Origin of the sequence: Vibrio sp. THAF64 (genome assembly GCF_009363455.1) — a bacterium.
In the GTDB taxonomy this organism is placed as follows: Bacteria; Pseudomonadota; Gammaproteobacteria; order Enterobacterales; family Vibrionaceae; genus Vibrio; species Vibrio coralliilyticus.
The window spans coordinates 2813685-2833363 of the sequence record NZ_CP045355.1 but is presented as its reverse complement, the minus strand read 5'-3'; the positions used below and the strand labels follow the sequence as shown (position 1 = coordinate 2833363).

General features: G+C 44.5%; 18 protein-coding genes. 13 read left to right on the top strand and 5 right to left on the bottom strand.

The window, feature by feature from the left end; genetic code table 11:
• Positions 1-157 precede the first annotated feature (157 nt).
• Entirely contained in the window at positions 158-754 is a 597-nt protein-coding gene (locus FIU99_RS13215; RefSeq protein WP_069546410.1) for a tyrosine-type recombinase/integrase, read from the top strand.
• Between the two features lie 205 nt (positions 755-959).
• Here the strand turns inward: FIU99_RS13215 and FIU99_RS13210 are convergent, their stop codons facing one another.
• The 3 genes from FIU99_RS13210 to FIU99_RS13200 all read right to left on the bottom strand — a co-directional run bounded on the left by FIU99_RS13210 (position 960) and on the right by FIU99_RS13200 (position 3561).
• A complete protein-coding gene (locus tag FIU99_RS13210; RefSeq protein ID WP_152472304.1) occupies positions 960-1895 on the bottom strand; it encodes a hypothetical protein in 936 nt (311 codons plus the stop codon).
• A gap of 18 nt (positions 1896-1913) precedes the next feature.
• A complete protein-coding gene (locus tag FIU99_RS13205) occupies positions 1914-2801 on the bottom strand; it encodes a hypothetical protein (protein WP_152472303.1) in 888 nt (295 codons plus the stop codon).
• A gap of 577 nt (positions 2802-3378) precedes the next feature.
• Positions 3379-3561, bottom strand: coding sequence for a DUF3545 family protein (locus FIU99_RS13200; RefSeq protein ID WP_006957979.1), 183 nt, complete (start codon positions 3559-3561; stop codon positions 3379-3381).
• 704 nt (positions 3562-4265) lie between these two features.
• Here FIU99_RS13200 and FIU99_RS13195 point away from each other — a divergent pair.
• The 10 genes from FIU99_RS13195 to deoD all read left to right on the top strand — a co-directional run bounded on the left by FIU99_RS13195 (position 4266) and on the right by deoD (position 14004).
• Positions 4266-5696, top strand: a complete 1431-nt coding sequence (locus FIU99_RS13195) for a sodium:alanine symporter family protein (protein ID WP_006957978.1) — start codon at positions 4266-4268, stop codon at positions 5694-5696.
• 100 nt (positions 5697-5796) lie between these two features.
• Positions 5797-6570, top strand: a complete 774-nt coding sequence (gene yaaA, locus FIU99_RS13190) for a peroxide stress protein YaaA (protein ID WP_006957977.1) — start codon at positions 5797-5799, stop codon at positions 6568-6570.
• A 12-nt stretch (positions 6571-6582) separates the two neighbouring features.
• Complete coding sequence (locus tag FIU99_RS27360) at positions 6583-6732, top strand: DUF5363 family protein (RefSeq protein WP_006957976.1); 150 nt, start codon at positions 6583-6585, stop codon at positions 6730-6732.
• The gene (locus FIU99_RS13185; RefSeq protein ID WP_006957975.1) at positions 6732-7505 is read left to right on the top strand and encodes a TatD family hydrolase; all 774 of its coding nucleotides are present in this window, start codon (positions 6732-6734) and stop codon (positions 7503-7505) included. Before FIU99_RS27360 ends, FIU99_RS13185 begins: the two co-directional genes overlap by 1 nt.
• 204 nt (positions 7506-7709) lie before the next feature.
• A complete protein-coding gene (locus FIU99_RS13180; RefSeq protein WP_006957974.1) occupies positions 7710-8972 on the top strand; it encodes a NupC/NupG family nucleoside CNT transporter in 1263 nt (420 codons plus the stop codon).
• 341 nt (positions 8973-9313) lie between these two features.
• Entirely contained in the window at positions 9314-9484 is a 171-nt protein-coding gene (locus FIU99_RS13175; protein ID WP_006957973.1) for a XapX domain-containing protein, read from the top strand.
• Between the two features lie 265 nt (positions 9485-9749).
• Positions 9750-10526, top strand: a complete 777-nt coding sequence (gene deoC / locus FIU99_RS13170; RefSeq protein WP_006957971.1) for a deoxyribose-phosphate aldolase — start codon at positions 9750-9752, stop codon at positions 10524-10526.
• Positions 10527-10608: 82 nt separating this feature from the next.
• Positions 10609-11937, top strand: a complete 1329-nt coding sequence (deoA, locus tag FIU99_RS13165) for a thymidine phosphorylase (protein WP_006957970.1) — start codon at positions 10609-10611, stop codon at positions 11935-11937.
• Positions 11938-11998: 61 nt separating this feature from the next.
• The gene (locus FIU99_RS13160) at positions 11999-13219 is read left to right on the top strand and encodes a phosphopentomutase (protein ID WP_006957969.1); all 1221 of its coding nucleotides are present in this window, start codon (positions 11999-12001) and stop codon (positions 13217-13219) included.
• A 65-nt stretch (positions 13220-13284) separates the two neighbouring features.
• Complete coding sequence (deoD, locus tag FIU99_RS13155) at positions 13285-14004, top strand: purine-nucleoside phosphorylase (RefSeq protein WP_006957968.1); 720 nt, start codon at positions 13285-13287, stop codon at positions 14002-14004.
• A gap of 81 nt (positions 14005-14085) precedes the next feature.
• On the opposite strand, the gene FIU99_RS13150 is transcribed toward deoD, so the two are convergent.
• Positions 14086-14688, bottom strand: coding sequence for a YtjB family periplasmic protein (locus FIU99_RS13150; protein WP_006957967.1), 603 nt, complete (start codon positions 14686-14688; stop codon positions 14086-14088).
• A 103-nt stretch (positions 14689-14791) separates the two neighbouring features.
• Between FIU99_RS13150 and serB the strand changes: the two genes are divergently transcribed.
• The gene (gene serB, locus FIU99_RS13145; protein ID WP_006957966.1) at positions 14792-15772 is read left to right on the top strand and encodes a phosphoserine phosphatase; all 981 of its coding nucleotides are present in this window, start codon (positions 14792-14794) and stop codon (positions 15770-15772) included.
• 36 nt (positions 15773-15808) lie between these two features.
• Here serB and FIU99_RS13140 read toward each other — a convergent pair whose 3' ends face one another.
• Complete coding sequence (locus FIU99_RS13140; protein ID WP_006957965.1) at positions 15809-18154, bottom strand: PilZ domain-containing protein; 2346 nt, start codon at positions 18152-18154, stop codon at positions 15809-15811.
• A gap of 134 nt (positions 18155-18288) precedes the next feature.
• On the opposite strand from FIU99_RS13140, the gene radA reads away from it, so the two are divergent.
• Positions 18289-19668, top strand: a complete 1380-nt coding sequence (gene radA, locus FIU99_RS13135; RefSeq protein WP_038163566.1) for a DNA repair protein RadA — start codon at positions 18289-18291, stop codon at positions 19666-19668.
• Positions 19669-19679: the final 11 nt, after the last annotated feature.

Genomic DNA, 19679 nt, shown 5'->3' with positions numbered 1-19679 from the left:
CGTGTGAAGCTAAATTAGTTGAGCGACTAACTCGGAAATGTCCACGGATGATTCTGAGCACCCTGAACGACTGCGTGATCGATGGCTATCAGGCTGGAGCAGTTTCAGTTTATAGCCAGACTTTATGTTGACCAATAATATCGAAGAGGAGGTCAACATGAGAAAGTTATCTTCAGGAAAATGCAGCGGCATTAAACGACCATTCAAGTTGGAAGAAATTTGGCGAATTAGAACTAGGCTAGAGCTTGAAAGCGACCTAATGCAGCTTGCACTATTGAACTTAGCCATTGATAGCAAATTAAGGGCAAGTGATTTACTAAGGCTGCATGTATATGATGTTTCTTCGCAAGGTGTAATCTATGAAAGGGTTCAATGCATCCAGCAAAAAACTGGCACCGACGTCCACTACGAGATTACCCCGAGAACGCAACAAAGTATTAGCCGATGGATCTACTCGGCATCCTTAGAGGCAAGCAGTTTTTTGTTTCCAAGTGGTCGCCGAAAAGGACAACCTATCAGCTACTCATTCTATCGATCGATTATCAGGAACTGGGCAGTAAAACTTGGATTGAATGCGGACTACTATGGCACTCATTCCATGCGCCGTACTAAAGCAACCTTGATCTATGCCAAAACAAAAAACATCAGAGCGGTACAGATTTTACTGGGGCACTCGAAGCTAGATAACACTATTCGTTACCTTGGAGTGGAACTGGAAGACGCTCTGAGGCTCTCAGAGCAAACAGACTGCTGAGGCTTGCTGATACAGGCTTTTCTCCTGAAAAGCCTGTGCCCCATTATTGGTTAGAGCGAATATAATTCCCACTTTGTAAACGTAATTTTGATCTACTATGAATAATGCTTATCAAAAGGCAAGATCTGCCCGTATTTACTGTAAATTAACAAAACCCACAGCTAATTACTTTGGGCGTTTTCGTATATACGAGCGTTGCTATGAATTAGCTAATTTTTTTCCAAATTGCATTCACTTTTTGTATTTTTTCATCAGCCGTGTAATTATCAGGATCTGAATCATACGTGAAAAACTCACTAATATTTTCCGATTTAATTTCACTATAAGCATCAAATTTTTTCAGAACATCAACCTTCACTGAATGACCAACAATATCAAAAATATAAGATCCGGACTCCAACACAACATGATTTTTAAGATCTTCATAGGTGCAGTCACCGGAGAAAATCATCCGGTAATTGAAATCTGTATAGATTTGTGAGCTACAAGATACATCGTCATACATGATATGTTTATCTGTATAGTAGTATTTGTGTAATGCCTGAACCGCTTTAAGTTCATCTGTAACGCCTAAATCTCTGGTTATCTCTTTCGTTTTGGCATAATAGGGCTGATCCATTTTTGCCAGTGCGATAAGACGACAGACTTTACCCCAGATACCACTATTTGATTTATCAGGTATCACATTAAAGTAGCGCGTTAAATCATCTTCTTCAGGTATTAAATTATTGATGGCGACAATCCATTCAGTATTACTACCGATGGATTCAGTATCGTAGTATTTCACCCCATCCTTGACTCTCAGTAGTTGGTACTGGTGTAAAAATACTTGTTTCAGCCTTAATAAAATATCTTTCTGGCAATAAGTGCTATCAGTGTAAGCCTTAATTTTGGTTTCTGCATCTATGCAAGAATTCGGATGAATGATCTTGTGGATAGAACAACCCAGTTTTTGTTCTAAGCAGGCCAGTAGTTGGGTCTGGGTTGTCGCATCTTTAAGTAAAGCTTTTATCGAAGCTGCCGTTTGTTTCTCCACTGGTAACAATTTGACAAGTGGTTTTTTGCTGTCTGCTGCGGGAAAAATTTGCTCATATAAAATTTTACTGACAATCAGCGTCTTGGTATTCTCATCGTATATCATGGTTCATCGCCTTCTATATTACCACTCATCATCACCAAATAACTTGCCGGTGGAGTATATAGCCTCATGGGCTTTACCGGTATCACACATGGCATCCCAGAATTCATCAAGTGTCACCAGTTCAGAAAGAGGGATCCAGCTTAAGCGTTCTTCTCCGGAACCATCTTTGAATATACCCATCCATTGTTTGACAACTCTCCCCAAGCTACCGATTGTTACAGATGGAGCGAGTAGAACAAATGGTTTAGATGGGGAACTGTTATGTTTCATTGCTTCCAGCCAATCATCCAGCTCTCTCTTTTGTAAAGGTTTACCACCAATACCATGCAGCAGACCAGCATATAATTTTGTGCAATCTTCAAATGGCGAGCCATACTGGGTAAGGGCGCTAGCATTCATTGACTTGCCTATCATATGAGTGTCGCTCCAGCTTTTTAAACAAAGTTTTTTATTCTCAGAGGCTGCATCTTTGCCCTCAAAGGCTGCAAATGGGTCGAGTCCGAGTAAAAGCTTTGTGTCACTCTTCCACTTGTTACGAATATGGGCTTCAGGAACCCGAACCGTTAAAATGATGTCACAGCCGCCGTCGACGGTTTTAGGTGCTCGTTCAAATTGATCATTCTGATTCTCAAGAACTCTTTCATTCAATGTTGTTGTCCACTTGTCCAGATGATAAGTGGATCTATGTCCGTCGTTATGGGCAAAGTCGCCGCGATAGACATAATTGAAATAAGACTTCTGACTAACATGAAGGGTTAAGTTCTGAAGATTAAATACGGTGGCTAAATCTAATGCATCAAGGAGTGATTTCAGCTCACAGATTGAATTTACTTCGGCATCACTGTGCTCATCTCTGACCCAATATCGGATCGCATCACCTTCTTTTCGATAAAATCCTTCTAGCATAATCATGCTCCATCTAGTTTAATCAGTGTTGGTAATTATTTTTAAAATAAAGGGATGAAAAAACTTGGCGAAATAGAGTAGAAATGAAGGGGAAATAGCGGACACTTTAGAGTAAAAGAGGATAAACACAATCAATCCTCTTTTCCCCAACGAAAAGGGAAGTTTCAACTATTGTGGCTGAGAAAAATTGACCACAATTTTATATGTTTCTTTATCCAAAATGTGTTGAGTTCAACATTAATCCTAAATGATTTCTGTCCAGAATGTGTTTCAGCGGATGGTCAAGAAAAATCATAAATGCCTAGCGAGTAGTGAGCTGCGCGAGCGTCAGGAGTGGCTTTATTATTTTACTTTACCATCATGCCCCTTGAGTACCCTTTTGGCAGGGTGAGGGTTTCACGCAGTGAGGCCATCTCCTTGCTAAGCCTTCAGGGACAAAAAAGCGTACACACTATTATACATAGTATGTACACTTATAAGTTTCATAAGAAGCATTGCTATTAAAGGGCTGTCACTCACTCACACGCGAATAGACATTCTTTTTACTATATACTCCAACCACGCCTCTTTTTTAATGTCAGTAATCTAGGTTGTCGATATCGTCGAATCCGATGTCCATATCTTTTAATTCGCGTTGAAGTCTCTGCCTGTCCTTTATTGCTTCGATTTCACGCCATTTACGCTTTGCAGGTTTTGAGCGTGTTGCCCGAGTTTTTGGAAAATCCATTTCCATGATTTCTTCAAAGTTTAAGCCTTCCATAAGCTACCTCTTTTAATTATTACTCTTTGAAGGGGTACTGTTTAAATACCATTCCGTTTGGAGAGTAACTTTGATTCGTTTCTCATTTGTTACGATTTAATGAAGTTTTCACGCTGTTTTAGACTTTGCTTCACAGAAAAATGGGCGTTGATTGATGTTTTTTTGTTCGAACGACTTACCGAAAACGATTAAATTCTTAAGAAATGAATGTTAACGCAGTGTGTGAAAAAACAGCGGTTCGTTTTGCTATGCAATTAGATTTATTTAGAGCAGTTGAGTAACAGATTTTGTGAATTGATTGTCTGGGCAAACTCTTCTCTCAGTCCTTGGTGATAAAGGAGTGTCAAATATTTGAGGCTATGTGATTTCATATGGAGTTGCCTGTTCTGTATTGTTGTTAAATTTTAATGTTAATGTTCTGTATTTGTGGTTTTTATGTTCTTTTTTGTGTTAACTAATGGTGATTTTATAGTGAAAAATAACAATGTTATTTGTTAGGTTGCATATTGATTTTTGATATTCTTGATTGCATTATCCGCCCGTCAAAAAATACGCTGGTACGTAAAATGGAAGCATGAGGCGCGTTTTACATATCTGAGTTGCACAATAATTACACAATAATACTGAGCAGAATTGACACTTGGTTTGCAACTGGATGGAAGGCTGGGAAGCAGAGATCAGCGAAAACTCACTACGAGGATCTTATGACAGATTTAATTAATTTGATGAATGACCTACTTTGGGGCTCTATTCTTGTTTATCTCCTAGTCGGTGTCGGTGTGTATTTCACATTCAGACTGGGCTTTATCCAGTTCCGCCATTTTGGCCACATGTTTTCGGTACTTAAGAACAGCCGTAAAGCGGATAAAGCGGGTATCTCATCATTCCAAGCTTTGTGTACTAGCCTAGCTGCCCGTGTGGGTACAGGTAACATGGCGGGTGTTGCTGTTGCTCTGACGGCTGGTGGCCCAGGTGCAATTTTCTGGATGTGGCTAATTGCCATGCTGGGTATGGCAACGTCGTTTGCCGAGAGTACATTGGCGCAGTTGTACAAAACCAAAGATGATGACGGTAACTACCGTGGTGGTCCTGCGTACTACATGGAGAAAGGTTTGGGTATGCGCTGGATGGGCGTATTGTTCTCTATCTTCCTGATCATCGCTTTTGGTTTGGTATTTAACGCGGTTCAAGCTAACTCAATTGCTGGTGCAATGAATACGGCATTTGGTTGGGATGAAACCTATGTTGGTATTGCCGTTGTTTTGTTATCTGCTGTGGTTATCTTTGGTGGTATCAAGCGTATCGCTCGCGTAGCAGAAATGATTGTTCCTGCCATGGCGCTGCTTTACCTATTATTGGCACTGTTCGTTATGTTTATGAACATCGACAAGTTGCCGGCTGTACTGAGCTTGATCTTCAAGAGTGCCTTTGGCCTACAAGAAGCAGCGGCGGGTGGTTTAGGTTACGCGATTGCACAAGCAATGATTAACGGAATCAAACGTGGTCTGTTCTCAAACGAAGCCGGTATGGGTTCTGCGCCAAACGCAGCGGCATCAGCAACACCTTATCCGCCACACCCTGCGTCTCAGGGCTATGTTCAGATGTTAGGTGTGTTTATGGATACTATCGTGATCTGTTCAGCAACGGTGGCAATTATCCTGATGTCCGGTGAGTACGTACCACATGGTGAGATCACGGGCATTGAACTGACTCAGGCAGCGTTGAGCTCTCAGGTGGGTTCGTGGGGTGGTATCTTTGTAGCCGTAGCGATTTTCTTCTTCGCCTTTACGTCTATTATTGCTAACTACTCATACGCGGAAACAAACCTTATTTTCCTTGAGCATAACCATAAAGCAGGCCTGGGCGTGTTCCGTCTGGTTGTACTGGCGATGGTGATGTTTGGTGCTGTTGCATCACTACCTATCGTTTGGGCATTAGCAGATGTTTCTATGGGTATGATGGCGATTGTCAACCTGGTGGCGATTCTGCTTCTTTCTGGCATCGTGATTAAGCTGGCGAAAGATTACAACCGTCAGTTAAAAGAAGGCAAAGTGCCAACATTTGATTCGAACGATTTTCCTGAGCTGAAATCTCAGCTTGAGGATGGTATCTGGGATCAGAGCAAAAAAGATTAATAGCCAATCTCTATTAAAACGATTCAAAAAGCCATGCAGACATTGCATGGCTTTTTTTGTAATCTATAGCCAACAAAAACAGAACGAATAGAGTAAAGCTATGCTAATCGTCGTTTCACCAGCGAAAACCTTAGATTACGAATCTCCACTGGCTACAGAGAAATTTACTCAGCCAGAACTGATCGAGTATTCAAAACAACTGATTGATGTCTGTCGTAAGCTGACGCCTGCCGATGTCGCTAGCTTGATGAAAGTCAGTGATAAGATCGCTGACCTGAACGTTGGCCGCTTTCAGGAGTGGAGTGAGACGTTTACGACGGAGAACTCACGCCAAGCGATTCTGGCTTTTAAAGGCGATGTATACACTGGCTTAGACGCCCAAAGCTTGTCAGGCGATGACTTTGATTATGCTCAACAGCACTTACGTATGTTGTCTGGTTTATATGGTTTACTTAAACCGCTTGATTTGATGCAGCCTTACCGTCTGGAAATGGGGACGAAACTTGCCAATGAAAAAGGCAGTAACCTGTATCAGTTCTGGGGTAATGTGATTACTGACAAGATTAATCAAGCCATTGCAGAACAGGGTGATAATGTTCTGATTAACCTTGCTTCAAACGAGTACTTTAAAGCTGTAAAACCAAAATCACTGGATGCTCAGGTGATTACGCCAATTTTCAAAGACTGCAAAAATGGTCAGTACAAAGTGATCAGCTTCTATGCGAAGAAAGCGCGTGGCATGATGGCACGATACATCATTGAGAATCGTATCGAGAGCGTTGCGGACCTGACTAAGTTTGATACAGCAGACTACTATTTTGTTGAGGATGAGTCTTCGCCGACCGAATTGGTTTTTAAACGCGAAGAGCAATAAAGGAATCAACAGATGCTAGCTTGGTTTAAACAGTGGATTACGCGATACGATGAGTGGTGTCAGTCGATGGGGCTGACACCGGAGAATAAACGCAGCTGTGTTCCTTATCGCACAGATCCCGTTCACCAAGCTTCTCAATCCAATAAAAAGGCGCAGCGATAATGCGCCTTTTTGATACCCACTGTCATTTCGATTTCGCCCCTTTTTCAGATGATTTCTCGGCTCAACTGCAACTGGCAATGCGAGCAGGCGTTGAGCGGTTCATGATTCCGGCAATTGGCCCCTCCAATTGGCAGCAATTAATCTCACTGTCTTCTTCATATTCATCTCTTTACATTGCGCTGGGTATGCACCCCTATTTTTTAACGAAAGATAGTCAGCAACAGTTACCTGAGTTACGCACTTTGTTTGAAACAAAGTTTGAAGGTTGTAAAGCCATTGGTGAGTGTGGCTTAGATGCGATGGTCGATGTTGACGAAGAAATACAACGACAGGTGTTCATTGCTCAGATTGAACTGGCGAAAACACTCAAGTTGCCGCTGATCCTCCACGCGAGGAAAACCCACAATTTGGTTCTTCAGTTGCTGAAGCGCCATAAATTTCCTTACGGTGGAGTTTTACACGGTTTTTCGGGTAGCTATCAGCAGGCAATGCAATTTGTCGAGTTGGGTTTTTATATTGGTATCGGTGGCGTTATCACTTATCCAAGAGCACGGAAAACGCGCCAAGCGGTGATGAACTTACCCATCGAATGTATCGTACTGGAAACGGACGCACCGGACATGCCTCTTTACGGGCACCAAGGCAAACCTAATCATCCGGAAATGTTAGCTCAAACCTTGTCCTGTCTCGCAAAGCTGAAGGATATTAATGAGCAAACGATTGCTGAAAACGTTTGGAAAAATAGCAATTCGGCGTTCGGTATTTGTGAATAGTTTCTAAAGAAAATGTTCTTTTTATGATTTACAGAATAGAGAAGGGTGATCTTCTTCACGTAAATGAGTGAACGCATGATGAATCTTATTAGAAACTGTGAAGGCAGCATTACTTTATCATTGGACGGATGAGTATAATTGCCTCCGCTTTAGAGCTCCATTTTGTAACACGCCAACAAATAACATATAAGGAAATCATAAACTATGAGCCTGTTTATGAGCCTAGTCGGTATGGCAGTATTGCTAGGAATTGCATTACTACTGTCTGATAACCGCAAAGCTATCAATCTAAGAACTGTGGGTGGCGCATTTGCTATCCAATTCATCATCGGTGGTTTCGTTCTTTACGTACCATGGGGTCGTGACCTTCTAGCTGGCTTCTCTGCTGGCGTACAGAATGTAATCGACTACGGTAAAGACGGTACTGGTTTTCTATTTGGCAGCCTAGTTAACTTCTCAGTTGACGGTATTGGCTTCATTTTCGCGTTCCAAGTACTTCCAACGCTAATCTTCTTCTCTGCACTTATCTCTGTACTTTACTACGTAGGTATTATGCAGTGGGTAATTAAGATTCTTGGTGGCGGTCTACAAAAAGCGCTTGGCACTTCACGTGCGGAATCTATGTCTGCAGCAGCGAACATTTTCGTAGGTCAAACTGAAGCACCTCTAGTGGTTCGTCCGTTTGTTCCTAAGATGACGCAATCTGAACTATTCGCTGTAATGTGTGGTGGTCTAGCTTCTGTTGCTGGTGGTGTACTAGCTGGTTACGCTTCTATGGGTGTTCCTCTAGAGTACCTAGTTGCTGCATCATTCATGGCTGCACCTGGTGGTCTACTATTCGCTAAGATCATCAAGCCAGAAACTGACGCTCCAGACGAAGAGCTAGGCGCTGACATCGACGGTGGTGACGACAAGCCTGCTAACGTTATCGACGCAGCGGCTGGTGGTGCTTCTGTAGGTCTACAGCTTGCTCTAAACGTTGGTGCAATGCTACTAGCGTTCATCGGTCTAATCGCACTTATCAACGGTATCCTAGGTGGCGTTGGCGGTTGGTTCGGTATGCCTGAGCTAACACTTGAAATTTTACTAGGTTACATCTTCTCGCCTCTAGCATTCCTAATCGGTGTGCCATGGGAAGAAGCAACGCTTGCTGGCTCGTTCATCGGTCAGAAACTGGTTGTTAACGAATTCGTAGCTTACCTAAACTTCGTACCTTACGTTGGTGACGCAGCACAAGTTGTTCCAGCAACAGGTGAAGTAATGTCTACTAAGACAGCTGCTATTATCTCGTTCGCTCTATGTGGTTTCGCAAACCTTTCTTCAATTGCGATTCTACTAGGTGGTCTAGGTGGCCTAGCACCAAACCGTCGTCACGACATCGCTCGTATGGGTGTTAAAGCGGTTTGTGCTGGTACGTTATCTAACCTAATGGCGGCGACAATCGCTGGCTTCTTCCTATCTTTCTAATTAAGTAAGCGAAAGATTATATAGACGCCGTTTTAAAAAGCCCCGTAGACACACATTGTGTGCTACGGGGCTTTTTTGTTTTTCTTTCCCTGATTATTGCTTCTTAAGTTTGTTAGTAGGGAAAGACTCGAATACAAGCTTTATTGAATATTTGGCTTGATTCGAGATGAGTCTGGAGTGGATTCAGACAACTGGATTCATAGCGTTTGTCGGTCATGAAGATTGAACAAACGTTGCACGGAATCTTTTTTGAGATACAAACCGTTTGCGCTCTATGAGCCACTACAGTTCTGCGACGAATATCTATAATGTATGTAAATATAGAGAGTAGGGTAAAACTCATGAATGAAGTTTTCCTCGCAGCCCTTGCGGGCTTTGTCGTTGGAGTCCTGTTTTCTGCCATTAAGTTGCCCATTCCTGCACCGCCTGCACTAGCTGGCGTTATGGGAATCGTTGGGGTTTATCTTGGTGGTGTGACTTATCAATGGATTATTGAAAAGTTTTTTAGCTAGCGCCCGTTAATACAAGGAGTATGATTGGTGCTAGTTGTAGCGATGTCAGAACATTGGGCAATCGGCTACAGATACCGTTAGACACCGCAATCGCAGATTGTTGTGCCATAGACCAAACTGGTACTGTGCGGTGACAAGGATAGCAATTGGGGGCAAATTCGCTGTTTGTTCCTAAGTCTTCAGGGAACCAAGTCCGTTCATTAATGACTGTACAACCTACATTGGGTTGAGCAGATAATTTTATGAATATTGATCGGAGATAGAAATGAGCGATTTAAAAGCAGCAGCACTACGTGCACTTAAACTTATGGATCTTACTACGCTAAATGATGATGACACTGATGCAAAAGTGATCTCACTATGTCATGACGCAAAATCAGCTGTCGGAAACACAGCTGCGATCTGTATTTATCCTCGCTTTATTCCTATTGCTAAGAAGACACTTCGCGAGCAAGGTACACCAGACGTTCGTATTGCGACAGTAACGAACTTCCCACACGGTAATGACGATATTGATATCGCTGTTGCTGAAACTAAAGCGGCCGTTGCTTACGGTGCGGATGAAGTGGACGTTGTATTCCCATACCGTGCTCTAATGGCAGGTAACGAGGAAGTAGGCTTCGAGCTCGTTAAGCAATGTAAAGCAGCGTGTGGTGACATTCTTCTGAAAGTTATCATCGAAACCGGTGAGCTGAAAGAAGAAGCACTAATTAAGAAAGCCTCTGAAATTTCAATCAAAGCAGGCGCTGACTTCATTAAGACTTCAACGGGTAAAGTGCCAGTCAATGCAACACCTGAATATGCACGCATGATGCTAGAAGTTATTCGTGATATGAATGTTGCAGAATCTGTTGGTTTCAAACCAGCAGGTGGTGTACGCACGGCTGAAGATGCAGCAGCGTATCTAGCAATGGCTGATGAGATTTTGGGCGACAACTGGGTTGATGCTCGTCATTACCGTTTCGGTGCGTCAAGCCTGCTAACTAACCTACTAAATACATTAGAAGTAACAGACGAAACTGCAGACCCTGCAGCGTACTAATTAAAAGTCTGAATGTGGTGAGCGAAAGCTCACCACATTACCTTTTACTCTACTAACCACCTTGTTTGTGTGGGAGGAACTAATGTATTTACCTCAAGAAATCATTCGTAAAAAACGCGACGGCGAAGTCCTGACTGCCGACGAAATCAATTTCTTTATCCAAGGTGTGGCTAAAAACACCGTTTCTGAAGGTCAAATCGCAGCCTTTGCGATGGCTATCTTTTTCAATGAAATGACAATGCCAGAGCGTATTGCGCTGACGTGTGCGATGCGTGATTCCGGTATGGTTATCGACTGGAGCCATAAAGAATTTGGCGGTCCAATTGTAGATAAGCATTCAACAGGTGGTGTTGGTGACGTGACGTCATTGATGCTTGGCCCAATGGTCGCGGCATGTGGCGGTTTTGTTCCAATGATCTCTGGCCGAGGTCTTGGCCATACTGGCGGTACGCTAGATAAATTGGAGTCGATTCCCGGCTACAACATCACGCCAACCAATGAAGTGTTCGGTGATGTCACGAAAGACGCAGGTGTTGCCATCATTGGTCAAACAGGCGACTTAGCGCCAGCCGATAAGCGTGTTTACGCAACCCGCGACATTACCGCGACGGTTGACAACATTTCACTGATCACGGCTTCAATCCTGTCTAAGAAACTCGCTGCTGGTCTTGAGTCATTGGTTATGGATGTGAAAGTGGGTTCTGGCGCATTCATGCCAACCTATGAAGCATCTGAAGAGCTCGCTAAATCTATCGTAGCAGTAGCAAACGGCGCAGGTACCAAGACAACAGCTATCCTAACTGACATGAACCAAGTTCTGGCTTCTTCCGCGGGTAACGCAGTCGAAGTACGTGAAGCAGTTCAGTTTCTGACGGGTGAATACCGCAACCCTCGTTTACTTGAAGTTACGATGGCGTCATGTGCAGAAATGTTGGTGTTGGCTAAACTGGCTGACGACACAGAAGATGCACGCGCCAAACTGATGGAAGTTTTGGATAACGGTAAAGCTGCTCAGTGCTTTGGCAAGATGGTCGCAGGCCTAGGTGGCCCGGCCGATTTTGTTGAAAACTACGAAAACTATCTGGAAAAAGCAGAAATCATTAAACCAGTCTTCGCTGATGAGGACGGTGTGGTATCGGCAATGGACACTCGTGCAATCGGTATGGCGGTTGTCTCCATGGGTGGCGGTCGCCGTGTTGCAACAGACGAAATTGACTATGCTGTGGGTTTTGACGGGTTTATCCGCCTTGGTGAAAAAGCATCGAGTGACAAACCACTGGCCGTGATTCATGCACGTAGTGAAGAGCAATGGCTTGAAGCGGCTGAAGCGCTGAAGCAGGCTATTACTATCGGCGGTGAGTATACTCCAACGCCTGAGGTTTATCGTCAGATCCGCGCAGAAGACGTTTAATCAAAAATTACACTAAGGCCCGCCATATAAAAATGATTACCGGTGGGCCTGAGGAAGAGCAATGAAAAGAGCATTTATATTAGTACTGGATTCTTTTGGAATCGGTGAGACAGCAGACGCTGAGAAATTTGGTGATGTTGGTTCAGACACTCTGGGCCATATCGCAGACCAATGTGATAAAGGTCTAGCGGACAACGCTGATCGTAAAGGGCCACTGACGTTGCCTAATCTGTCAAAGCTTGGTTTAGCAATGGCCCACAAAGAATCAACGGGTCGCTTTGCGCCAGGTTTGGATACTGAGGCGGAGATCATTGGTGCTTACGGCCATGCTGCCGAGCTATCTTCAGGTAAAGACACGCCGTCAGGCCACTGGGAAATTGCTGGTGTTCCGGTTCTGTTTGACTGGGGCTACTTCACCGATAAAGCCAACAGCTTCCCGAAAGAGCTGACAGATCGCATTCTTGAGCGTGCTGGTCTAGACGGTTTCCTTGGTAACTGCCATGCGTCGGGCACTCAGGTACTGGATGATCTTGGTGAAGAGCATATGAAGACAGGGCAACCTATCTTCTATACGTCGGCGGATTCGGTATTCCAGATCGCTTGCCATGAAGAAACCTTCGGCCTAGATCGTTTGCTTGAGCTTTGTCAGATCGCACGCGAAGAGCTTGAAGACTACAACATCGGCCGTGTTATCGCTCGCCCATTCATTGGCCCGGGTAAAGGCCAGTTTGAGCGTACAGGTAATCGCCGCGATCTGTCTGTTGAGCCACCTTCAGCGACGATTCTACAGAAGCTTGTTGAGGAGAAGGGCGGTGAAGTTCACTCGATCGGTAAGATCTCTGACATTTACGCTGGCTGTGGTATCACCAAGAAGACTAAAGCAACAGGTATTCCAGCGCTCTTTGAAGCTACAAAAGAGGCAATAAAAGAAGCGGGCGACAATACTATCGTCTTCACAAACTTTGTTGATTTTGATTCTGCCTATGGTCACCGCCGTGACGTAGCTGGCTATGCTGCTGCGCTTGAGTACTTCGATGGTCGTATCCATGAAGTGATGGAGCTGATGGAGGAGGACGATGTTTTAATCCTGACGGCCGACCACGGTTGTGACCCAACTTGGCCAGGTACTGACCACACACGTGAACACATCCCTGTGATCGTTTATGGTCAGAAAGTGCCAGCTGGTTCTCTAGGCCTGCGTGAGTCTTTTGCGGATATTGGTCAATCATTAGCGACGTACTTTGGTACTTCACCAATGGATTACGGTAAAAACTTTTTGTAATGAGAGAGTTAGAGAGGTAAACCACCTCTCTGACAACATTTAACTTAGTTAAGGAATTAACAGACATGGCAACTCCACATATTAATGCTGAAACGGGTGCATTCGCAGATGTCGTTCTTATGCCAGGTGACCCGCTACGCGCGAAGTACATTGCAGAAACCTTCCTAGAAGATGTCGTTCAGGTCTGTGATGTACGTAATATGTTCGGTTTCACAGGAACTTACAAAGGTCGTAAAGTGTCTGTGATGGGCCACGGTATGGGTATCCCATCTTGTTCAATCTATGCTACTGAGCTGATTAAAGACTACGGTGTGAAGAAAATCATCCGTGTAGGTAGCTGTGGTGCAGTTAGCGAAGACATCAAAGTACGTGATGTTGTGATTGGTATGGGCGCTTGTACTGACTCTAAAGTAAATCGCATTCGCTTTAAAGGCCATGACTTTGCTGCTATTGCTGACTACAAGATGGTTCGAGCAGCAGAAGAGGCGGCTAAAGCACGTGGTATCGAAGTGAAAGTCGGTAACCTGTTTTCCGCGGAACTGTTCTATACGCCAGATCCAGAAATGTTCGATGTAATGGACAAGTACGGTATTGTTGGTGTTGAAATGGAAGCGGCTGGTATCTACGGCGTTTGTGCTGAGTACGGTGCGAAAGCTCTGACTATCTGTACTGTATCTGATCACATCAAAACGGGCGAGCAGACTACGTCGGACGAGCGTCAGACGACTTTCAATGACATGATGATCGTTGCCCTAGACTCGGTTCTACTTGGTGATGAAGCGTAAGATGCTGTTGGCTATCTGAGCTAGTGCAACCGTACGAACAAGAAAGGGTTGACCTAATGGGTCAACCCTTTCTTTATCGCTCTACATATCTTTTAACAGCAGGTTTTCGCCTTTTTTCTTTGGCTTTCGACGAATGACGACCGCAAGCAATAAACCCGCAATAAAGCTCATCCCAACCATGGTATACATATAGCGATCACTTTTGCGGTAATAATGATCGGAGAACGCGGTTACTTTACCTGTTTCAAAAGTAATGCGTACAAAACCAAGAACAGAGTTATCGTGCATAATTGGCTCGACAAGTTGCTGTTTACCGATCCGAGCGGTTTCAAGCGGCGTATCTAAACCAAGAATTTCGCGCACACTTTTGCCTTTATCGCTGGATGCTAAACGAATACCTTCCGCATCGTAAATGGTGGCATCAAACACCAAATTATCTTGAGCTAACTGGTTCGTCAGCTTCAATAATCGCTCTTGGTCTTGATTGACGATCATATCGCCTGCAGATAATGAGGCTTGCGATACCAGAACTTTAATCAGCGTTTCCAGCTGATTTTTCTGAATCTGCTCATTACCTTTTGTAATTTTAACGCTGTTGACGCCGATAACTGCCACCATGGCAATCAGGGAAAGAATGGCGAGTGCTCTTACGGCCATACGAAATGAAAACAGAGAGGATTCCATACACACCCAAACCGAGGTTAATTTTGCTATAGAGCATATTGATACTTGCGCTGCTAAATTGCAATAGGTTAACGTGTGAGGAGATTTTTTAGGAATGATTTACATGGAAACGTTTAAGACTCTTTCTATTCAAAGGCATACATCACTTTATAACCGACTGCCAGAAACGCGCTTAGCGAACAATTTCGACAAAGCCAAAGCAAATTGGATTGTGTTTGCGAAATATTTGTCGCCAAAACTGTTTGAAGATATCGACTTTTTTACTGGCTGCTATAACGCAGTCGTTGATGTGTGGAAGGTTGGTCAATATGAAGTAGCCCTGATGCAAGGTGAGTTGACAGCGGAACACGAGAAAATCCTTCAAGGTATTGAGCTTGATTATGCGCCGCTGAACGATCTGCCAGATCTATCGAAACCTGGCTTGATTGTCATGGATATGGACTCGACCGCTATTCAGATTGAATGCATTGATGAAATCGCCAAACTGGCGGGAGTTGGTGAAGAAGTCTCCGAAGTGACCGAGCGAGCCATGCAGGGTGAGCTCGACTTTGAACAAAGCCTACGCCAGCGAGTTGCGGCGCTGACTGGAGCGGATGAAAGCATTTTATCCAGTGTCCGCAATGAACTTCCCCTGATGCCAGATTTGCCTGAGCTTGTACATACCTTGCATCAGTTTGGCTGGAAAACGGCGATTGCTTCTGGTGGATTTACTTATTTCTCCGACTACCTCAAGGAGACGTTGAAGCTCGACCATGCTCAATCCAATCAGCTGGAAATCATTGACGGTAAGCTGACTGGTAAGGTGCTGGGTGATGTGGTTTCTGCACAAACCAAAGCGGATATTCTTGAAGAACTGGCGGAGAAATATGAGATTGAACCACACAATACCATAGCAGTTGGAGATGGCGCGAACGATCTCGTTATGATGTCAGCTGCTGGTTTGGGCATTGCTTATCACGCCAAACCTAAGGTCGAGCAGCAGGCACAAACCGCGGTGCGATATTCTGGACTGGGTGGTGTCTTGTGTATCCTTTCAGCGGCATTGGTGAAACAGAAGAAGATAAGCTTCAAGCCTGCACCATAACAAACACAAAAAAAGCGAGGGTGTACCCTCGCTTTTCTATTTTGTCAGCTCAAGGCGAATCAACACTTCTTCTGTAATATCGGTAATTTCGCCGTAGCCCATTATGCCGTTGATCTCTTTTTCCAAACTTCTTGCCTGATGCATACTGATTGGTGCCAGCTCTTTAATATCTTCTTGCAGTAGGGCACTCATAGGATCAAATACTGGGGCACTGCATACCCGTAAGGCATAAAACTCACCCATAGACTGGGCATTCTTAATAAAGGCCACACGCTCTTTAAGAGAGTCAAACTCACTCACCAATTTAGACTCGTATGACTGAATCCGTGTGCCAAATTGAGAAATCGACAAATAGACTTCCTGAAATTTTGGCTGTGTACCGTCTATGCGACGCATCGGTTGTGCCAGTAAGGTATTAGTGTGACCTTTATAAATAGGTTCCAGAGAAAAATTCTCGTCCTGTCCAAGCTTTGCCAGTACGACCAAGTGTGGAGCTAGAGGGAAATTGACTCCAATAACTCGAGGCTTGAGGTTTTTTCCGCGTTTTTCGACGAAAATTGGAGAACTGACAATTTTATCCAAGAGGATGTCATGCAGCCCTTCGAGCAAAAGGTTACTTGGCAATAACTCTTTCTTGGCAATAAGCTTGTCTTGATTATGCTCGATCAGTTTGCCGAAAAAGGCGATGGTACGCATTGTGTTGCTGTCTTCTTGCATCACCAACTGAAGACGTTTTCCTCCAGGGGAAATTCTAACTACCGAGTAAGGCACACAATCGAGAGGGAGCTTTTTGTCATAAAGGCTGAGTTCTTTAAAGTTAACCGAACACATCTCCCCTGCTTTTAGTGAACTCGGAGAAGTCAGCGCAACACTAATACCACGCTTTGATATATCAAGCGTCACACCAGCATGGGCAATATTTTGATTACAAGTCATCTCTATTGGCGAACGGAATTGAAAGCGAGGTTCTTTGCGGCGAGACTTTGCATCGAAATAGAGGCAAACCGGATTGCTTTCCGGGTTACGTGCATGGCGGAAGCGATTTAACTCGCTGCTCGGTAAGCGAGGTTTTTCTGTTAACAGATAATCTTGATTGGTAGCCTCTGTTGAAAGCTCCTGCAAGATACCGCAATGAGTCAAGGTTTTGGTGTCAAAATCCAGCTCAGTGGAGTGATTGGCTAACTCGCTTCGTTCGCTGTCTGACAACTCAAAAACATGCAGGCGGAATGCGCGCCAGCTTTCTTTTTTCGCCCCAACATGCCAGAAAAGTTGGCGCACTTGGCGGGTGGCTTCTGGCATCATCATCGAGAAGAACAAGGTTTTTCCCTGATGTTCATGAGTGAATGAATAAAACACGTTGTTGCTGCCGCGCATGCCCGGCTTCGTTAGGTGCTCGATTCTTTCCTTGTTAAATAAGGTCGTCAGGGCTTGTTGATTGCGTTCATCCTGCCAGTACTGCCAGATAGGTTGGTTGTTTTCAGTCATCAACGCCAATTTGAGTTCACTGCCACTGAAGAATACAGGTAAATTGCAGGTGTGTTTCAGGAAGGTATGCTCGTATCCCCTAGAACGTGCTCGGATGACCTTGTCTTGATTGTCGTGACGGGAACGTTGGGTGTCATTTTTTAGTTGGTCTTCGATGACCTCTTCGACCACTGTTGTTTCATCTAGCTTGAGCAGACGTAGGTATTTTACTGCATCGTTTTCATAGGACTCATCGATACCGACAATTCGGTAGTTGATGGGAGTGTTCAATCCTTCTACTTCACTGTTTTTCGCGAGCTCAACAAAGCGAACAGCAATGATTTCTCCAAGTTTGTAGTTAAAGGCAGAAGGTACTTTAAATTTGGCGCCAGAGGGAGATATATCCACGGTTGTGGCGTGGACTAATTGGTCTTTATTGACCTGAAATTCAATTTGGGAGGAAAGTTTTAGACGGTTTTCACGTCGCTTAAGGTCGTAACCCAAGTTAATCGCTTCAACATCGTAGGCTGTGCTTTTTTCTGAAAACTCAATGCCTTGTGGTTTGCCACGTTTTTGCATGACGCGAAAGTTATTATGGGTGTTGCACAGTGCTTCCCAAACGCCTTCGGTATAGCCACCAAACTTACGGGTATTTTTGTGGTAAGCATTAAAAGCTACGTCGTCTAGCCAATGTTTGACACCATCGAGTTCATACTCACGGCATTCGCCCTTGACGCGTCCGCGCAGGTCAACACTTTTAGTACAGGGAGCCATCACACGGTTAAGTTCCATCTTAACCAGAATTTTGACCGATGGAGCCTCTCCTTCGGTCATTTGGGCGAGAAGGTATTCAAAATCATCGGAGTTGTAAGCAGGAATCAGTCGTTCTGCTAAAGATAAAATCTCTGGCTGCTGCATATATTTTTGTTAGCTTGTCCCTTACTCTGAATATCGGCCTTGATATAAAGATCTTTAATGATATGTTACACCGAATCAAGGTGAATAGGTGACGAATGATAACGGCATTGTCACAAATACAGGTCCGAGGTGATATGGCAAAGGCAAAAAGAGCATACGTATGTAATGACTGTGGCGCGGATTTTCCACGTTGGCAGGGACAATGTAATGCTTGTGGCGCATGGAATACGATTAGTGAGGTCAGGCTAGCTGCATCCCCTGCGGCAGCAAGAAACGAGCGACTGACTGGCTACGCAGGAAATTCAGGTGAAACTCAGGTTCAGACGTTATCTGACATCGATCTGCAGGAAGTTCCGCGCTTTACCAGTGGTTTTAAGGAGCTGGACCGAGTACTTGGTGGGGGCGTTGTTCCTGGAGCTGCGATTTTGATCGGTGGTAACCCTGGTGCAGGTAAATCAACGCTGTTGTTACAGACCATGTGCTATTTAGCATCTCAGATGCCGACTTTGTATGTCACCGGTGAAGAGTCGCTTCAGCAGGTTGCGATGAGAGCTTCCCGCCTGGGGTTGCCTAAAGACAATCTAAAAATGCTATCAGAAACCAATGTTGATCGAATTTGCCAGATTGCAGAAAAAGAACAACCAAAGATTTTAGTGATTGACTCGATTCAGGTGATGCATGTGGCGGATGTTCAATCTTCGCCGGGCAGTGTGGCGCAAGTAAGGGAGTCAGCGACCGCGTTAACCCGTTACGCTAAACAAAATAATGTCGCAGTGTTCATTGTTGGCCACGTGACTAAAGATGGCACCTTGGCTGGGCCTAAAGTGCTTGAGCACATCATCGATTGCTCTGTGCTGCTTGATGGCGGTACAGATAGTAGGTTCAGAACGCTTCGCAGTCACAAGAACCGTTTTGGTGCTGTGAATGAGTTGGGCGTGTTCGCCATGACAGGGCAGGGGTTGAAAGAAGTCAGTAACCCTTCAGCTATTTTTCTTTCTCGTGGTGAGGAAGAGACCTCAGGCAGCTCCGTTATGGTGGTATGGGAAGGCACTCGTCCACTGCTGGTGGAAATTCAGGCACTGGTGGATTACTCCCAGTTGGCCAACCCACGACGTGTTGCCGTTGGTCTTGAACAAAATAGATTGTCGCTGTTGTTGGCCGTTTTACATAAACATGGTGGTCTGCAGATGGCGGATCAGGATGTGTTTGTGAATGTGGTTGGTGGGGTTAAAGTAACGGAAACCAGTGCCGATTTGGCTTTGGTGATGGCACTTCTTTCTAGCTTCAGAGATAGAGCACTACCAAAAGATGTGGTGATTTTTGGTGAAGTGGGTCTTGCTGGAGAGATTCGTCCGGTGCCTAGCGGGCAGGAAAGGCTGAATGAAGCATTTAAACATGGCTTTAAAAAGGCCATCGTTCCGGCTGCAAATATGCCTAAAGGCGGTATTCCGGGAATGCAGATTCACGGCGTGAAGAAGTTATCAGAAGCGATCGAGGCCTTTGACGAACTTTAAGATCGAACTAC